The following is a 15,409-nucleotide window of genomic DNA, read 5'->3' as shown; positions in this document are numbered from 1 at the left end:
CACGCTGACGCCGTGCTCGGCCCCACGGCCTGATGCCTCACGTGTCGCTCTCCGCGCGGACCATCGCCAGCGCGCTCCGAGCCATCTCCACCGCCAACCCCACCGCGCCCACCTTCTTCGGCGGCGCCAGTTCCTCGGCCAGGTAACGGCGCAGCGCCTCGGCGCGGCGCAGCTTGCCGCTGGACGTGCGCGGCAACGTGCCTGGCACGAGCATCCGCACAGTGTGAGGCCGCACGCCCGTGGTCTCCACCACCGCCGCGCGGATGCGCTCCTCGACCACGTCATCCGCCTCCTGCCCCGAACGCTCCGCGAGGATGAGCAGCGCCTCGTCCTCGCCCCCTTCGGGCGTGAAGCCCAGCGCCACCGCGCAGCCCGCGCGCACGCCCGCCACGCTCTGCAGCGGCTCCTCGAACGCCTGCGGCGCGTGGTTCGCGCCTCGGATGATGACCACGTCCTTCGCCCGGCCCGTGAGGAACAGCTCGCCCTCCGCGATGAAGCCCAGGTCGCCCGTGTCCAGCCACCCGTCCCGCGTCAGCGTCCGGTCCGTGGCCTGCGCATCCGCGAAGTAGCCGGCCATCAGGGACGGCCCCCGCGCGAAGACCCGGCCCACGCACCGCTCCGCGAGCGCCTCGCCCGTCTCGCCGCGCACCTCCACCTCGAAGCCCGCCACGGGCATGCCCACGCTCACCAACTCACGCGAACCCTCCGCCACCCGGCCCTCCCGGGCCAGCAGCCCCGCGTCCACGCCCAGCGCGCGCGGCCCCCGCCCTTCCGGCGGGAAGGTGACGGCGAGCGACGCCTCGGACAGCCCGTACACCGGCCGCAACGCCCGCGCGGAGAAGCCCCACCGCTCGAAACGCACCGAAAAGCGGCGCAGCGTGTCCACGGACACCGGCTCCGCGCCGTTGAGCGCGTGCCGCCACGACGACAGGTCCACCCCGTCCAGCTCCGCGTCCTTCACCCGCTTCAAACACAGGCCATAGGCGAAGTTCGGCGCGGGAGAGATGTAGCCCCGGTGGCGAGACAGCGCGCGGAGCCACAACGCGGGCCGTGCGAGGAAGGCCTCGGGGGGAATCAGCACCAGGCTTCCCGGGTAGTACAGCGCGGACAGCAGACAGCCGATGAGCCCCATGTCGTGGTACAGCGGCAGCCAGCTCACGCCCACCCGGGGCACCCCCGCCCCCAGCGGCATCGCCATCTCCAGCGCCGCGACCTGCGCCAGCAGGGCTTCGTGCGTCAGCGTCACCGGCTTCGGATCCACCGTGGAACCGGACGAGAACTGGATGAGCCCCAGTGCGTCCGGCCTCACCGGGACCTCCAGCACGTCATCCCCCCGGGACACCTCGTCCACCGTGTGGCACCCCAGCCGGGGACGCGCGCGCTCCACGCTGGGCCCCAGCAGCAGGCGCACGCGAACGTCCGTCAAGACCATCACCGAGCCCGTCACGTGGAGCATCCGCGAGGTCGCGCGGTGGTACTCGTCCAGTCGCCCCAGCCGCACCGGCGGGTACAGCGGCACCGGCACCGCGCCCGCGAGCAACGTGCCGAAGAAGGCATCCATGAAGGCCGGCGACGTGGGCAGCAGCAACGCCACCCGGTCACCCTCGCTCACGCCCAGCCGGGCCAGCCCCGCGGCGGTGCGCTTCGCCCGGCGGTACACGTCCGCCCAGGGCATGGACACCTCGCGCTCGGCCGCGTCCACGAAGGTGAGCCCCAGCGGCGACGTGCGCCCGGTGTCCGCGAGCGCCGCGTTCACCGTCAGATGCCTGGGCGGAGGCAACGCCGGGCCCACCAGTCGCGAACCAGCGCCCTTCACGGCAGGGCCTCCTCCGGCCTGGGTTCCACCGGAGCCGCGACCCGCTGCGCCACCAGCTTCGCCAGGTCTCCCACCGTGCGCACGCCCTGCGCGTCCTCTTCGGACAGGCGGATGCGGAAGCGGTTCTCCAGCCCCACCGCCAGCACCGTGAGGCCCAGGCTGTCCAACTGGAGGTCCCGCACCAGGTCCTGCGAGGGCTCCACCGCGCCCTTCCACTCCAGCTCCTCGGTGACGATGCGATGAATCTCCGTCATGACCTCCAGTTCGCGTTCAGCCACGTGGCACCTCCGGAATGAAACGAGGGCGATGGGAGAACGCCTGCGCGTACACCTCGCCCAGCGCCGCCTCCTCCGCGCGGATTCGCACGTAGAGCAGCGCCGCATTGCCCACTGAGAAGACCAGCGCCGTCCACCATGCACCGTGGATGAGCGGCACGCACGCCAGTTCCAACACCACCGCGACATAGTTGGGGTGGCGCAGGAAGCGATAGGGCCCGCCCGTCACCGGCGCCAGCCCCGGCACCACGATGATGCGCGAGTTCCACCGGTCGCCCAACGTGGCGATGGCCCAGTACCGCAGCCCCTGCGCCAGCACCGCGCCCGCCAGCGCCGCCCAGCCCCACGCCCCCGGGAAGCCGCGCCGCAGCAGGAACACCTCCGCCACGCACGCCACCAGGAACAGCGTGTGGAACACGACCATGAAGCGGTAGTGCCGCTGCCCCGTCTCCACCCCGCCGCGCGCGAAGGCCCGGGCGGCGTTGCGCTTGGAGAGAACCAGCTCCACCAGCCGCTCCACGACGAGCGCGGCCATGAAGCCCAGGAAGAGGGCATGCGTGGAGGTCACCATCGCAGCAACACCATCTCCGCGCCGAAGCCCGGCCCCATGGCCATCATCACGCCCCACTCCCCCGGCTGCGCGCGAACGGACTCCAGCGTCTCTCCGAGCACGAAGAGCACCGACGCGGAGGAGAGATTGCCCACCTCGCGCAGGGAGGCCCACGAGCGCTCCAGCGCCGAGGGTGCCAGCTCCAGCGCCTCCTCGAAGGCCTCCAGCACCTTGGGCCCGCCGGTGTGCGCCACCCAGTGCCGGATGTCCCCGCGCTTCAGTCCATGCTGCGCGAGGAAGCCATCCACGTTGCCCCGGATGTGGTCCTTCACGAGCCCCGGCACCTTCGCGGACAGCACCACCTTGAAGCCGGTGTCCACCACGTCCCAGCCCATGATGCGCTCGGTGTCCGGGTAGAACACGGAGCGCGACGCCACCACCCGCGGCCCTCGCGCACCTGGGGCCGCCGCGCCGCGGAGCACCGCGCACGCCGCGCCGTCGCCAAAGAGGCCGGACGCGATGATGTTCGGTATGGACAGGTCCTCGCGCTGCAACGTGAGCGAACACAACTCCACGGCGATGACGACCGCTGTGTGCTCCGGAAAGCCGCGCAGGTAGTCCGCCGCCCGGGCCACGCCCGCCGCGCCCGCCACGCATCCCAGTCCGAAGAGCGGCGTGCGCTTGAAGTCCTCCCGGAAGCGCATGCGGTTGGCCAGCCGCGCGTCGATGCTCGGCGTGGCGATGCCCGTCACGGTGACGAAGAAGACGTGGTCCACCTCCCCGGGCGTGAGCTCCGCCGCGTCCAAGGCCTTGCGCACCACCGTTTCGCCCAGCTCCGTGGCCGAGCGAATCCAGGCGTCATTGCGCTGTTGGAATGTCAGCAGCGGCGGATAAGCCTCCAGGGGCAACGCCAGATGCCGTCCTCCCACCTGGACGGCGCGGTGCAGGTCCTCCAGCCGCTCCAGGTTGAAGTGGCGCGTGGCCCACAGCTCGCGGAACGCGGCGATGAGCTCCTCCTGACTGGCGTAGTGCGGCGGGAGTGCTCGCCCCACGGCACGGATGGAGGGCGAGCGGTCCTGGCCTGAGGCACTGAGCATGGCGTTCCCGGGTCATTCGCGTCGGTGGAGAGGTGACGCTTAATCGGAGATAGCGTCCAACGCGATACGGGATGTTCCCGCTTCCGTCTCCCGCACGCACCTCCCATGTCCGACTGTCACGCGGATGACGCACACGGCCGTCGCGGCCGGCGCATCAACAACACGTGCCGGGAACCCCCTGGGCGGTGGCGTCGGAGAAATCCGTCCCGCTCCATACACAAGCGTTGAACGAACCTTGCTCAACGCCGGATGAAGGCCGCCACCAGGAACAGGAGCAGCGCCCACGTCAGCCCGCCCGGTGCCGACGAACAGCCACAGCCACCCTCGTCACGCGGAGGCGGAGGCGGAGGCTCACCTGGCACACCCGCGTCGACGCCCCCATCCGGCTCACCGCCCACGCCACCGTCCAGGTCGCCCCCACCGTCCGGGTCGGGCGGTGGCACGGTGGTGCAGGGCGCGCCGGAGTCCTCCCCGGAGATGCACAGCCGCCCATACCGGCCCAGGCCTTCGCGCCGTCCATCCACCACGGCGACGATAACGTGCGTGGCGTCCTCGGCGTCCACGTGAGCGGACAGGGTCCCCACGCCGTCCGCGCGCGCGACGCGCAGCACCTGCGTCGGCGTCACCGCGGCCGCCAGCAGGTGGATGGCAGAAGAGTCCTCGCCCTCGGTGGGCTCGAAGGAGGCGGTGACAGAAGACGCTCCACCTTCCACCTCGAAGTAGCGCGCCGACGCGGCCGCCACCCGCACGGACGGCTCCGCCACCGGCAGCGTGCGTGGCGCGACGGTCAGCGGCGCATAGTCCTCACCGCTCACATAACCCTCGCCCTGTGCCCGGCGCGGTCCGGTGGCCAGGTTCCACAGGGCGAACTCCGCGAAGGCGGTGTCGAAGTCAGCGCCCCAGTCGCGCTGTAGCGCCGTCTCCACCAGCACCGGCCAGCGGACCGACGGCGTCACTACGCTTTCCTCCCACAGCGAGCGCACCACCCCATCCCCGAAACGCTCGCCCAGGAACTGGAAGTAGACGCTCGTGCCATAGCTGAAGGACACCGCCGGCCCTTCCGGGTCCAGCACCAGGGTGCGGTCCGGACGCGACAGGTACGCGGCGGTGAATCGCTCCAGGTCGTCCAGCGCGGGCCGGTAGCGCTCACTGGCCCAGACCGCGGTGCCCTCCGATGCCACGCTGCCCAGGCCCGGGTGATAGGCCGCCTGCACCGCGTGGAAGAACTCGTGGCTGGCGAGGATGTCCACCGCCTCGTCATGGGACGGGTAGTTGTAGCCCGCGAAGTCGTTCTCCTGGAGCATGTGCCCCGTGCAGCGCGACGACGCCTCCAGACAGCCGTCCAGCCGGAAGGCTCCGTCCGCGATGCCACCGAAGTCCACCAGGTACACATCGAAGCGGCCGTCGCCGCCGTTGTCGCTCCCCACCCAGCCGTCATCCGGCGGCAGACGGAAGCCCAGCCCTTCATAGAAGACGGCGACGCGGTCATACGCGGACGCGACGGTCTCCACCGCGTCCGGAACACCACTCCCGTCCGCGTCCGCCGACGGCACGGCGTTGGAACCCGAACGGGAGAAGTGGATGCGGAAGAGCCCCCCAGGGGACACGACCGATTCCACCGCCTCGCCCTCGTCGAAGCGCGGAGGCATCGCCGAGGGCGAGGTGGGGCGCGCTCCCGCTTGCAGTCCCGCTTCCCACGTCACGAACGAATCGTGCCGTTCGTGCGGTTCACGCGAAGCCTGCTGGACAGGTCCACACCCGAAAGGGATGAGCAGGAGCAGCGCCCGGAGCTTCATGGCAGGAAGGCCCACTTCACGCGGAGCTGCCCCGAGCCGCTCGGCGTCCCCGACGGCAGCTCGTTCGTCGCGTTGCAATGCTCCTGCACGGCCAGCTCGTAGTAGGACGTCACCTCGAACTTCACGTGGCGCCCATCCGCCAGGCGGATGATGAAGACATCCCCCGACATCTTCACGCAGCCCTGGTAGGACCAGAAGCTGCTCAGCGCCATCGTCGGCCCGGCGAGCCCCGAGTTGTCCGGGATGAACTCACACGTGTCGGTGTACCAGGCGTCGGACTGGAAGGTCAGGTCCGCGGGTACGGACGTCACGGTCTCGAAGCGGGTGCCCGTGGGCAGCCGCGCCACGCCAATGCAGGACGGGCCGGACGTGCCGCCGTTCAGCCGGATGTAGTAGCGACGGAACGCGATGTCCCAGCCGTGGTCGCCCAGCGACGTCTGGTCGTCGATGTTGACCCGCGCCAGGCCCTCGGGCGTGAAGCGAGCGTAGGTGTAGGACTGGTTCACCGTGAGGCCACCCGCTCGGGCGTCGATGTACGAACGGAACTCGCCCGCCGGCGCCTCCTCCTCGTACATCGCCGTCGTCGACGGCGTCGTGAGCAGGTTCAGCCGGTCGATGCTCTGCTCTCGGCAAGGTACGTCGCTCTGGCACAGCGGCTCCGTGCCCGCATCCGGCTCGGGCTCCGTGCCCGCGTCTGGCTCAGGCTCCGTGCCCGCGTCCGGCTCGGGCTCCGTTCCAGAGTCCGGCATCGGGTTCGTCCCGGAGTCCGTCTGTCCGGCGTCGGGCACCGGGGTGGGGTCTTCATCAGACGAACCACAGTTCACCAACAGGGCCAGCGCCATCGCCACGGCGGCCAGCACCCACAGGCCCTGCTTGCTGGCCTTCGTGTGCATCGTTTCTTCGGTGTGAGTCTTCATCAACGGCCCTCTCCCTCGGATGGTGCGGAGCCGGAGACCACCCATGGCCAGGACAAGGCGCACACGGCGCTGTGCCATTCCGGCCTCCACGCGCGGCACCATAATTGATAACGATTCTCATATTCAATATTCGACCCATGGAATCATCGGCCTTCTGGAGCGCCCATGTCGGAAATGCCCGCAGTCCTCGCAAACACCCTCGTGCCGTGATTCGCGAAGCCCACCCGCGTCACTTCGGTGGAGACGCTGGCCCCTCGGCTGCGCCGCGTGTGCGTCGAGGGCGAGTCGCTCAAGGGTGTCCGCGGCGAGCCCGGCCACGAAGTGGAGTTCCGTGTTGGCCCGACGGCATTCCGGCACGACACGCCGTCACTGGGGGACCCAGCGCGTGGGGCGCTTGAGGTCGTCTTCTTCCTCCATGGCCACGGCCCCGGCAGCACCTGTCGTCATGCTGTGCAAGGAGTTGCTCGACTGGCGCGGCTTCGCGAAGCGCGACGTGCGCAGCAAGGCCTACTGGGCGGACGGCGAGCGGGGCCTCTGATCGCGGCGTACGGATGAAGCAAGCAGGCGGAGACTGCTGAGTGCGAGGAGGTACCGCCTGCCATGTCCGGTACGCATTCGCTCGACCTGCGCGAGCGGTCCATCGCAGCCTGGCAAGAGAGTACCCCACCCCTCCTGGCGGCCATTTCTCCGCGCGATGCAGCCGGTGGGTTGGCCCACTGCGGCGACGCAATCGCCCAGCCCTTTTGAAGCGCGCCATGAGGCGAGCCGCCCCGAGGGCCGGGGCGCACCTCGGCAGCTCGCTGTTCGGAAATGTCGGGAGATTTCGCGGCGCAAAACCCCCGACATTTCCGAACAGCGAGCTACGGGAGTGACTCCGGCTCCCCCCGGCGCGAGGGGCCTCCGGGGGAGCGCGCGGTCCGTTCAGCATGAAATCCACCACGGAGGTGATGGCATCCGCGCGCGCCGTGCGCTCACGAGGCGTCCCCGCGCATGCACCACTCCTTGCGCGAACCGCTCCGTCCTGCTGTCGCTCGTCCTGCTCTGCCTGGCGCTCGCGCGGTCCATGGACGACACGTCGCGGAGGGTTCGCCCATCGCGGCGGCTCCGTCGCGCAGCTCATCTGAGCTGCGCGATGAGTCAGCGCAGCCGCCGGCACGCGGACGTCTTCACCGCCAGGGACACCCGCGCGCCGGGCACCACGCCCAACTCACGCACCGACGCGGACGTGAGCCACACCACCCAGCGCACACCCGCCACATCCACGGTGGCCGCGTCCTCGCCCGTCGCCACGGACTCCACGTTCACCACCGTGCCCGTCATGACGTTGCGCGCGGAGACCCCCGTCAGCGGTTGGATGGACAGCAGGATGTCCGCGGCCGGCACGGCATAGGCCGCGCGCGTGCCCGGCGCCAACGCGGGCGAGTCCGGCACCCACAACGACAACCCGCCCTGCATCCGAAGCCGCAACCCGCCGTCGTCCGGACGCTCCAGGACTCCTTCGAGGATGTTCTCCTCCCCATCCCCTTCACCGGCGAGCAGGCCTCGCGCCGCCGCGCCCAGCACTTCGGCCGCAGGCCCGGCCGCGCGGACCTGCCCCTGGTCCAGCAGCAGCGCCTCTCGCGCCAGCACGCGCGCCTCGCCCAACTGATGCGTCACGTACAGCATCGGAACCCGGGCCTCGTCGCGCACGCGCAGCAGGTACGGCAGCACGCGTTCCTTCAGCGCCACGTCCAGCGCGGCGAGCGGCTCATCGAGCAACAACAACGCCGGGTCCGTGGCCAGCGCGCGCGCCAACGCCACGCGCTGCTTCTCGCCCCCGGACAGCGTGGCCGGGTAGCGGCGCAGCAGCGGCGCCAGCTCCAGAATCTCCACGGCCTCGTCCACGCGAGAGGCCCGCCCCGGCCGCACGCCATAGCGCACGTTCTGCTCCGCCGTGAGATGCGGGAAGAGCAGCGCATCCTGGGGCACGTAGCCCATGCGGCGCTGTTCGGGCGGCACGTCGCTTCGGGCAACGCTGTCCAACAACACGCGGCCATCCAGTACCACCCGGCCCCGGGCGCCGCGCCGCAGTCCCGCGAGCACCTCCAGCAGCGACGTCTTCCCGGAGCCCGAGCGCCCCATCACCGCCACTGACGCGCCATCCAGCCGCGTGCCCACCTCCAGCGTGAAGCGCGCCAGTGGCAACCGGATGTCCAGCTCCAGGCTCACGCGCGCACCCTCCGCCCACGCCGCCGCGTCACCGCCTCGGTCGCGAACACCGCCACGAAGGCGAGCAGCGCCGCCACGCCCGCCAGCCGCAGCGCCTCCGCGTCCCGCCCGAGCTGCGTGCGCTGGAAGATGGCCAGGGAGAGCGTCTGTGTACGGCCTGGAATGTTGCCCGCCACCAGCACCGTGGCGCCGAACTCACCCAGCGCGCGGGAGAACGCCAGCAGCGTGCCCACCAGCACACCGCGCCAGGCCAGCGGCAACGTCACCCGGAAGAAGGCGCGCGTGCGCGAATCGCCCAGCGTGCGCGCCACCGCCACCAGCCGCGGGTCCACCTCCTCGAAGCCCGAGCGCGCCGAGCGCACCAGCAGCGGGAACGCCATCACCGCGCTCGCCAGCACCACGGCCTTGGGCGTGAAGACGACCTCCATGCCCCACGCGTCCAGCACGCGCCCCAACGGGCCGTTGCGCCCGAGCAACTCCAGCAGCACCAGTCCCACCGCCGTGGGCGGCAGCACCAGTGGCAGCGTCAGCACCGTCTCCACCACGCCCTTGCCTGGACCCTCCCACCGCGCCAGTGCGTACGCCACCGCGAGCCCTGGTGGCAGGATGAGCAGCGTGGCCAGCGTCGCCACCCAGATTGTGAAGGACACCAATGCCGCGACGCCCTCCATCAGGGAGCCCGCGCGCTGGGAACGCCGAAGCCGTGGCGTGTGAAGACCTTCCGAGCCGCGTCGGACTGAAGGAAGCGCACGAATGCCCGCCCGGCCTCTGGCGCGGCGCCCTTCGTCAGCGCCGCCGCCGGATACACGATGCGCGGCACGTCCTGCTCAGGCACCTGGAAGGCGACGCGCACGCGCTTCGAATGTGCCGCATCCGTGGAATACACGACGCCTGCGTCCACGCGCCCCGTCTCCACCGCCGCCAGCGCGGCGCGCACATTGAGCGCCGGCACGAGATTCGGCGCCAGCGCCTTCCAGAGCCCCGCCTTCACCAGCCACGCTTTCGCATACACGCCCGCGGGCACCGCCTCCGGGTCCGCCAGCGACAGCCGCTTCAACCCACGCAACCCAGCGGGTGAGGACGGCGCCGACTTCGCGTCCACCGGCACCACCACCACCAGCCGGTTGGACAGCAGGTCCACGCGCGTCGAGGGCGCGACCAGGCCCGCCTTCTCCACCGCGTCCATCTGCGCCGTGTCGGCGGAGAGGAAGACGTCCGCGGGCGCTCCGGCCACGGCCTGACGTGCGAGGTCGCTCGAGGCCCCCAGGGAGAACTCCACCGCGTGGCCCGTGGTCCGGGTGAAGGCCGGCGCCAGCTCCTGGAGCGCGTCCGAGGTGCTCACGGCCGCGAACACCAGTACCGTGTCGGCCTGGGCAGACACCCCCGACAACAGCGTGGAGACGGCACAAAGCAGGAACAGATGACGCATGGCGTAGCACCTCGCATATCCGGACAACCCGCGTTGCATTGTCGTCAGGTCAGCGCCCATCTGGACAACAGATTGACCCGCCCATGCGGGGCCGCTATGGGATACTCCGTGTCACGGAAATTCCACAAAGAGGATGAAGACGTTACCGAGGACCTGGAGAAGCTCCAGAACCTGCTCCTCGCGCTGGGCCGGCGCAGTTCGCTCCGTGACCCCATCGCCAGCATGTGCGAGCAGCTCCAGTTCACGCCACCTCAGGTTCACGCCATCCTCTGGCTGGGTCAGGACGGTCCGCTCACCATGGGTGAGCTGGCGCGCCGGCTGGGTGTCACGGAGAAGACCGTCACGGGTGTGGTGGACCGGCTGGAGCGCCAGGGGCACCTGCTGCGCGAGCGCAGCGCCACCGACCGCCGCGTCGTGCACTGCCGCCTGACGGAGGACGGCCAGTCGACCTGGGAGCGGCTCAACCGCGTGGTCGTCCATGGCATGCACCAGTTCCTGGGCATCCTCGACGTGGGAGACCGCAAGGCCCTCTTCCGCATCCTGGAGAAGTTGGTGAAGCGCATGAGCGCCCCGGCCACGCCCACGCCGCGTGAGCGCGCGGGCTGACAGCCAGGCCCCCGACGGGGCCCCAGTCCTCCAGGCGGCCTGACAGGCTTCATGCCCGGGTGGTCAGCCCCCCTGCGTCGCGCGGCGGTCGCAGCTTGCGACAGGGGAGGAAGGCGATGAGGGTACACGCGCGCGGGGTGGCGGTAGGGGTGCTGCTGGGCCTGATGGCCTGCCGGAAGGACGCGGAGGAGCCGCCTCCTTCCACGGCGACCTCCGCACCGAAGCCGACCGAGCCTCCCCCGCTGCCCACCGGACGCGCCGTGGCGCTCGCCTCCGTCGCGCCCCTGGTGGCCTCCGTGAGTCCGGCCGTCGTCAACGTGGAGGTGCGGCTGGGCGCGCCCACGCCCGGCGAGACGAAGGACACGCCCTGGGGTGGTGACGGTCCCTCGCCTTTCGGAGGCTTGCCGTTCGACGGTCCCCCGTTCGACGACGCCCCCGAGGACCCGCTGTCTCCCTTCGAGGCTCCCTCGCCCTTCGCCCCGCCGGTGCGCGAGGGCATCGGCTCCGGCTTCATCATCGACGCCAGGGGACTGGTGCTGACCAACCACCACCTCGTGGAAGACGCGGAGGCGATTCAGGTACAGCTCGCCGACGGGCGCGACCTGGAGGCGCGCGTGCTGGGCTCGGACCCGCTCACCGACGTGGCGGTGCTCCAGCTCGAACGCCTGGACGGCGGCAAGCCCTTGCCGGTGGTGCGGCTGGGAGACTCGGATGCGCTGCGTGTGGGGGACTGGGTGCTGGCCATTGGCAATCCCTTCGGCCTGACGTCGAGCACCAGCCTGGGCATCCTCGCCGCGAAGGAGCGCGACATCGCGGCGGGCCCCTTCGACGACTTCCTCCAGACGGACGCCGCCATCAACCCGGGCAACTCCGGCGGTCCGCTGTTCAACCTGAATGGCGAGGTGGTGGGCATCAATACCGCCATCGCCGGCGAGGGCTCGGGCATTGGCTTCGCGGTGCCCAGCAACCTCGTCAAATCGCTGCTGCCCCAGTTGGAGAAGAAGGGCGCCGTCACCCGGGGCTGGCTGGGGCTGATGGTGCAGGACATGACGCCCGATTTGGGCGAGGCGCTGGGCGCGCCCGTGAAGGAGGGCGCGGTCGTCACCGACGTCACGGCGGAGACTGCGGCGGCCCGAGCCGGGCTGCGGCCGGACGACATCATCGTCGCCGCGGATGGGCAGCCCATCGACTCTGCGGGCGCGCTCACGCGGCTGGTGGCGCAGAAGCCACCGGGCGCGGAGCTCACGCTCGCCCTCTACCGGGACGCGAAGAAGCGCGACGTGAAGGCGAAGCTGGGCACGCGGCCCGACCTGGAAGGCGTCGCCGAGAAGGAGCCGGCCGTCGGCGGCTCGCAGCGCCCCGCCGAGCATCGCGTGGGGCTGAGCCTGATGGACATGGACCCGGCGCTGGCGGAGTCCCAGGAGCTTCCACCCTCCGGCGCCTTGGTGACGGAGGTGGCCCCCGCCTCCATGGCCGAACACGCCGGCCTGCTGCCGGGCATGGTGGTGGTGGAGGCCGCGAACAAGCCCGTGCGCGGCGCGAAGGATGTGGTGACGGCGCTGCGGAAGACGAAGCCCGGCGAGTCCGTGCTGCTCCGCGTGGCCCTGCCGGGAGGCGCGCTGGAGCTGCGCGCGCTCACGGTGCCGAAGGAGTAGGTGCGCGCGCCAGCAGCACGCGGGGATGCAGGAGCAGCGCGACGGCCTCGCGCACCGTCCAATAGATGCGGTCGAACGTGTCCAGGTTGCGCTCGGTCTCCAGCGCCGGACTGGTGGCCACCTCCCAGCCATACAGCCGGAAGTAGTTGCGCGCGCGCAGCAGGTGATACGGGTCCGACACCACCACCACGCGCCGAGCCCCCAGCCCGCGTAGCACCTCGGCCGTGAGCCGGGCGTTGTCGTCGGTGGAGTGACTGCCCTCCTCCAGGACACACGCCTCCGCCGGGACGCCCATCCGCGTCGCCAGCGCCAGCATGGCGCGCGCCTCGGAGGGTGGATTCACGCCCACGCCGCCGGAGAAGACGAGCCGGGGAGCCACGCCGCGGTGGTACAGCGCCACCGCGTGCTCGGTGCGCGCGCGCAGCGCCCCGGAAGGCACGCCCCCGGGCAACACGCGCGCGCCCAGCACAACCAGCACGTCCGCGGGCGCGGCCTGCTCGCGCTGACCGAAGCGGTCCACCACCCAGGCGAGGCCGAAGACGCCACACGTCAGCACGCCCGCGCCCACCATCAGGAGCCGGAAGAGGCGCGCGGTGCGCGGCGTGAGTGACGTGGGCGGCACCCTCCGCACGCTAGCCTGAAGTCGTCCCTCCGCCACCGCGCAATCCACGCCGATGCCTGGAGGCCGCACACCGGCGCGCGTTGCTGCGACGGCTGGCAAGAACTGCCGGGGTGGCGAGCCCTGCCAGCGCTGGCGCGTCGCCTGAGCGCATGTCCCAACGGGAAATGGGAAGGCCCGGGGAATGAACCGCCTCTCGGCCGCGGCGCGTCGTGACCCGGCGCGTGCGCGGCATGACACGCGGGCCCGGGCGGACTGGACGTGGCCCCATGGGTGCGCTCCAATCCCCCGGGTGATGACTCCTGAAGACGCAACGAAGGCCCTGTCGGAAGTGGAGCTGGTGCCCTGCGCGGAGATGGCGCTGATGGACGCGCGGCGGCTGGTGGACGCCTGCCTGGGCGCTGACGTGCCGGCGCTCGTGCATCGCGAGGCCTGCAGCAAACCGGGATGCAGCCCGAAGTTCCAGGTGCTGGTGCGCCCCGAGGACGGCCCTCGCGTGGCCGCCCTGCTCCAGCAGCGGTGGATGGACAGCATCGAGCGCGAAGGCCTGGTGCCCATGGGACGCACCGCCGCTCCGGCAGCCCCCCTCTCCGAGGACGGCGAGCCGCCCTGCCCGGCCTGTGGCACCGCCGCGCCGCTGCTGGAAGGCGCCTGTAGCGACTGCGGACTCCAGCTCGATTGAGGGACGGGCGGACGCGAGCGGTTGTCACATCACCGCTTCGTCTCATGAAACATCTACAGCACACTGTTGCCTGCAAACCCAAACACGGGGCGTCCGCGCCCCCGCGGAGAGCGTGAATGGAAGTCAAAGGCGTCGCTTTCCTGGCCCGGCAACAGTTGATGGTGCAGACTCATGGGGAGGCGGCCTGGAAGGCGTTCCTCACCGACTTCGCGAAGAAGGAGCCCTTCTTCTCCAAGCCCGTGATGCCGGTGTCGCGCATGCCGGCGGATGCTTTCCTCCGGCTCAACGACGAACTGCTGGCGCGCTTCTACAACAACAACCCGAGCGCCTATTGGCAGTTCGGCGTGAAGTCCGCCGAGTACGCCCTGGGCCAGGGCCAGCTCAAGGCGATGTTCAGCCAGGGTGACTTCCGGCGCTTCCTGCTGTTCACCCCCGGCATCTGGAAGGGCTACTTCACCGAGGGCGACCTCAACGTGCTCCCCGGTCAGGACCACACCGACCTGCACATCACCCACGTTCCCCGGCCGCACCCCTACTTCGAGCTGTCCGTCATGGGCTTCGCCTCCGGCGGACTGGCGTACCTGGGCGCGCAGAACCTCAAGCACCAGGTACTCAAGGGCTTCACGCGCAACGACAACGAAGTGCTGTACCGCTTCAACGTCGGCTGATGCCCGCGCTGGCCCGCGCCTCGTTCAAGGCGCGGTGCCGGTGGCCGCGCGCTCGGCGACCACGGTCACGGCTTCCGGCTTCAGCCGCAGGTCCGCCACCACGGGGTAGTGGTCGGACACGTCCACGCGCAGCACCCGGCTCGCCACGAACGTGAAGGCATCACACGCCAGCACGTAGTCGATGCGCAGCGTGGGCAGGAAGAGCGGCAGCGGATACGTGCCCCCCGTGCCTCCGGTCGCCGCGGCGACGTCATGCAGGGCCCGCCGCAGCAGCCGCGTGGAGCGTGAATCCGGTCCGTCGTTGAGGTCCCCCATCAACACCTTGGGCCGCGAATCCTGCGCCATCAGCCGCGCCACGTACGCGCTCTGCCGCACGCGGGTGTCGCTGTTGAAGGGCCGGCGGACGAGGTGCGTGAGGTAGACGCTCACCTCGCGCCCATCCACGTCCACCACCGCATGCGCCACGGTGCGAGGCTCCGCGCCGCGCGGCCCCGGCAGCGGATACTGCGCCAGTGCCTCCAGCGGGAAACGCGACAGCACGGCGATGCCGTAGGCCCCGCCGAACAAATCCGTGGTGCGAAAGTGGGCGCGGTACTTCAGGCCGGTGAGGCGGGACAACTCCTCCGTCTGGTCCAGGCCGCGCGCGCGGGTGGACTTCGCGTCCACCTCCTGCAAGGCGACGACGTCCGGCACCGCGGCGCGAATCACGTGCGCCACGCGCTCCAACCCGCGGGCGCCGGATTGAATGTTGAAGGTCATCACCCGCAGCTCTCCCGGGGCGCGCCGCACGGCGGCGACGGACTCGGTGGAGGCGAGGTAGCCAGGGCCGGTCGCACACGCGAGCGGCCCCATCAGGAACAGGATGGGGAGGAGGCGGCGAAGGCTCATGGGCGGAAGGGGCGCGATGTTAAGCCCCCTCCGCGGACCTGTCGCCCTGCCCCCCAGGCTCGTCCGGAAGGCGGCCGGCCTGGCGGGCCATCAGCAAGCAGCCTGGCGAGGCCGTGTCCGCCCTCCACGGGAGGGGCCCGACCCAGGGGCCGACCTGCGTCCGGTTCGGGCCACCCTTCCCCCTGCTCCATCCCACGCCCAAC

General features: G+C 70.9%; 16 protein-coding genes. 5 read left to right on the top strand and 11 right to left on the bottom strand.

Translation table 11 applies throughout. The annotated features are described in order from the left end of the window. Positions 1-37: 37 nt before the first annotated feature. From FMQ63_RS16460 to FMQ63_RS16435, 6 genes are all read right to left on the bottom strand, one after another. Positions 38-1,816: a fatty acyl-AMP ligase gene (locus FMQ63_RS16460; RefSeq protein WP_011556561.1), complete on the bottom strand. Its 1,779-nt coding sequence runs from the start codon at positions 1,814-1,816 to the stop codon at positions 38-40. Next, on the bottom strand, positions 1,813-2,094 hold the full coding sequence (locus tag FMQ63_RS16455; protein ID WP_020478192.1) for an acyl carrier protein: 282 nt from the start codon (positions 2,092-2,094) through the stop codon (positions 1,813-1,815). The genes FMQ63_RS16460 and FMQ63_RS16455 overlap by 4 nt, the downstream gene beginning before the upstream one ends. Next, positions 2,087-2,662, bottom strand: a complete 576-nt coding sequence (locus tag FMQ63_RS16450) for an isoprenylcysteine carboxyl methyltransferase family protein (protein WP_020478193.1) — start codon at positions 2,660-2,662, stop codon at positions 2,087-2,089. Before FMQ63_RS16450 ends, FMQ63_RS16455 begins: the two co-directional genes overlap by 8 nt. Beyond that, positions 2,656-3,738 (bottom strand): type III polyketide synthase, encoded by a 1,083-nt coding sequence (locus FMQ63_RS16445; protein ID WP_011556564.1) that lies wholly within the window; start codon positions 3,736-3,738, stop codon positions 2,656-2,658. Before FMQ63_RS16445 ends, FMQ63_RS16450 begins: the two co-directional genes overlap by 7 nt. A 239-nt stretch (positions 3,739-3,977) precedes the next feature. Further along, positions 3,978-5,534 carry an MXAN_6640 family putative metalloprotease gene (locus tag FMQ63_RS16440; protein ID WP_225909574.1) on the bottom strand — a complete coding sequence of 519 codons (1,557 nt, stop codon included), beginning with the start codon at positions 5,532-5,534 and terminating at the stop codon, positions 3,978-3,980. Beyond that, positions 5,531-6,451, bottom strand: a complete 921-nt coding sequence (locus FMQ63_RS16435) for an HmuY family protein (RefSeq protein ID WP_225909575.1) — start codon at positions 6,449-6,451, stop codon at positions 5,531-5,533. The genes FMQ63_RS16440 and FMQ63_RS16435 overlap by 4 nt, the downstream gene beginning before the upstream one ends. A gap of 415 nt (positions 6,452-6,866) precedes the next feature. On the opposite strand from FMQ63_RS16435, the gene FMQ63_RS38420 reads away from it, so the two are divergent. Beyond that, a complete protein-coding gene (locus FMQ63_RS38420) occupies positions 6,867-6,989 on the top strand; it encodes a hypothetical protein (RefSeq protein WP_020478194.1) in 123 nt (40 codons plus the stop codon). 599 nt (positions 6,990-7,588) lie between these two features. On the opposite strand, the gene modC is transcribed toward FMQ63_RS38420, so the two are convergent. From modC to modA, 3 genes are read right to left on the bottom strand one after another with little or no spacing between them, the layout of a single operon-like run. Further along, positions 7,589-8,659, bottom strand: coding sequence for a molybdenum ABC transporter ATP-binding protein (gene modC / locus FMQ63_RS16430; protein WP_011556568.1), 1,071 nt, complete (start codon positions 8,657-8,659; stop codon positions 7,589-7,591). Then, complete coding sequence (gene modB, locus FMQ63_RS16425) at positions 8,656-9,309, bottom strand: molybdate ABC transporter permease subunit (RefSeq protein ID WP_225909576.1); 654 nt, start codon at positions 9,307-9,309, stop codon at positions 8,656-8,658. Before modB ends, modC begins: the two co-directional genes overlap by 4 nt. A gap of 20 nt (positions 9,310-9,329) precedes the next feature. Beyond that, the gene (gene modA, locus FMQ63_RS16420) at positions 9,330-10,088 is read right to left on the bottom strand and encodes a molybdate ABC transporter substrate-binding protein (protein ID WP_011556570.1); all 759 of its coding nucleotides are present in this window, start codon (positions 10,086-10,088) and stop codon (positions 9,330-9,332) included. A 96-nt stretch (positions 10,089-10,184) separates the two neighbouring features. Here modA and FMQ63_RS16415 point away from each other — a divergent pair, with 96 nt between their 5' ends. Then, positions 10,185-10,694, top strand: a complete 510-nt coding sequence (locus FMQ63_RS16415) for a MarR family winged helix-turn-helix transcriptional regulator (RefSeq protein WP_011556571.1) — start codon at positions 10,185-10,187, stop codon at positions 10,692-10,694. Positions 10,695-10,810: 116 nt separating this feature from the next. Continuing rightward, positions 10,811-12,349 carry a trypsin-like peptidase domain-containing protein gene (locus FMQ63_RS16410; RefSeq protein ID WP_216608707.1) on the top strand — a complete coding sequence of 513 codons (1,539 nt, stop codon included), beginning with the start codon at positions 10,811-10,813 and terminating at the stop codon, positions 12,347-12,349. On the opposite strand, the gene FMQ63_RS16405 is transcribed toward FMQ63_RS16410, so the two are convergent. After that, the gene (locus tag FMQ63_RS16405; RefSeq protein WP_020478195.1) at positions 12,330-12,971 is read right to left on the bottom strand and encodes a YdcF family protein; all 642 of its coding nucleotides are present in this window, start codon (positions 12,969-12,971) and stop codon (positions 12,330-12,332) included. The genes FMQ63_RS16410 and FMQ63_RS16405 overlap by 20 nt on opposite strands. 292 nt (positions 12,972-13,263) lie before the next feature. On the opposite strand from FMQ63_RS16405, the gene FMQ63_RS16400 reads away from it, so the two are divergent. Further along, positions 13,264-13,650, top strand: a complete 387-nt coding sequence (locus tag FMQ63_RS16400; RefSeq protein ID WP_026113864.1) for a hypothetical protein — start codon at positions 13,264-13,266, stop codon at positions 13,648-13,650. Between the two features lie 116 nt (positions 13,651-13,766). Beyond that, on the top strand, positions 13,767-14,318 hold the full coding sequence (locus FMQ63_RS16395) for a hypothetical protein (protein WP_011556575.1): 552 nt from the start codon (positions 13,767-13,769) through the stop codon (positions 14,316-14,318). Positions 14,319-14,342: 24 nt separating this feature from the next. Here the strand turns inward: FMQ63_RS16395 and FMQ63_RS16390 are convergent, their stop codons facing one another. Beyond that, positions 14,343-15,206, bottom strand: a complete 864-nt coding sequence (locus FMQ63_RS16390) for an endonuclease/exonuclease/phosphatase family protein (protein ID WP_011556576.1) — start codon at positions 15,204-15,206, stop codon at positions 14,343-14,345. Between the last annotated feature and the right edge of the window lie 203 nt (positions 15,207-15,409).

The sequence above is a fragment of the Myxococcus sp. CA005 genome (genome assembly GCF_006518205.1).
Classification (GTDB): domain Bacteria; phylum Myxococcota; class Myxococcia; order Myxococcales; family Myxococcaceae; genus Myxococcus; species Myxococcus xanthus.
The sequence above is the reverse complement of the archived record's forward strand: the minus strand, read 5'-3'. Positions and strand labels throughout refer to the sequence as shown.

Bases quoted from the DNA above. Each gene is read 5' to 3' on its own strand.
- FMQ63_RS16435 (WP_225909575.1), bottom strand. From the start codon at position 6,451: ATGAAGACTCACACCGAAGAAACGATGCACACGAAGGCCAGCAAGCAG.
- FMQ63_RS16415 (WP_011556571.1), top strand. From the start codon at position 10,185: ATGGGATACTCCGTGTCACGGAAATTCCACAAAGAGGATGAAGACGTT.
- FMQ63_RS38420 (WP_020478194.1), top strand. From the start codon at position 6,867: ATGGCCACGGCCCCGGCAGCACCTGTCGTCATGCTGTGCAAGGAGTTG.
- FMQ63_RS16445 (WP_011556564.1), bottom strand. From the start codon at position 3,738: ATGCTCAGTGCCTCAGGCCAGGACCGCTCGCCCTCCATCCGTGCCGTG.
- FMQ63_RS16400 (WP_026113864.1), top strand. From the start codon at position 13,264: ATGACTCCTGAAGACGCAACGAAGGCCCTGTCGGAAGTGGAGCTGGTG.
- FMQ63_RS16390 (WP_011556576.1), bottom strand. From the start codon at position 15,206: ATGAGCCTTCGCCGCCTCCTCCCCATCCTGTTCCTGATGGGGCCGCTC.
- modA (WP_011556570.1), bottom strand. From the start codon at position 10,088: ATGCGTCATCTGTTCCTGCTTTGTGCCGTCTCCACGCTGTTGTCGGGG.
- FMQ63_RS16440 (WP_225909574.1), bottom strand. From the start codon at position 5,534: ATGAAGCTCCGGGCGCTGCTCCTGCTCATCCCTTTCGGGTGTGGACCT.
- FMQ63_RS16410 (WP_216608707.1), top strand. From the start codon at position 10,811: ATGAGGGTACACGCGCGCGGGGTGGCGGTAGGGGTGCTGCTGGGCCTG.
- FMQ63_RS16450 (WP_020478193.1), bottom strand. From the start codon at position 2,662: ATGGTGACCTCCACGCATGCCCTCTTCCTGGGCTTCATGGCCGCGCTC.
- FMQ63_RS16395 (WP_011556575.1), top strand. From the start codon at position 13,767: ATGGAAGTCAAAGGCGTCGCTTTCCTGGCCCGGCAACAGTTGATGGTG.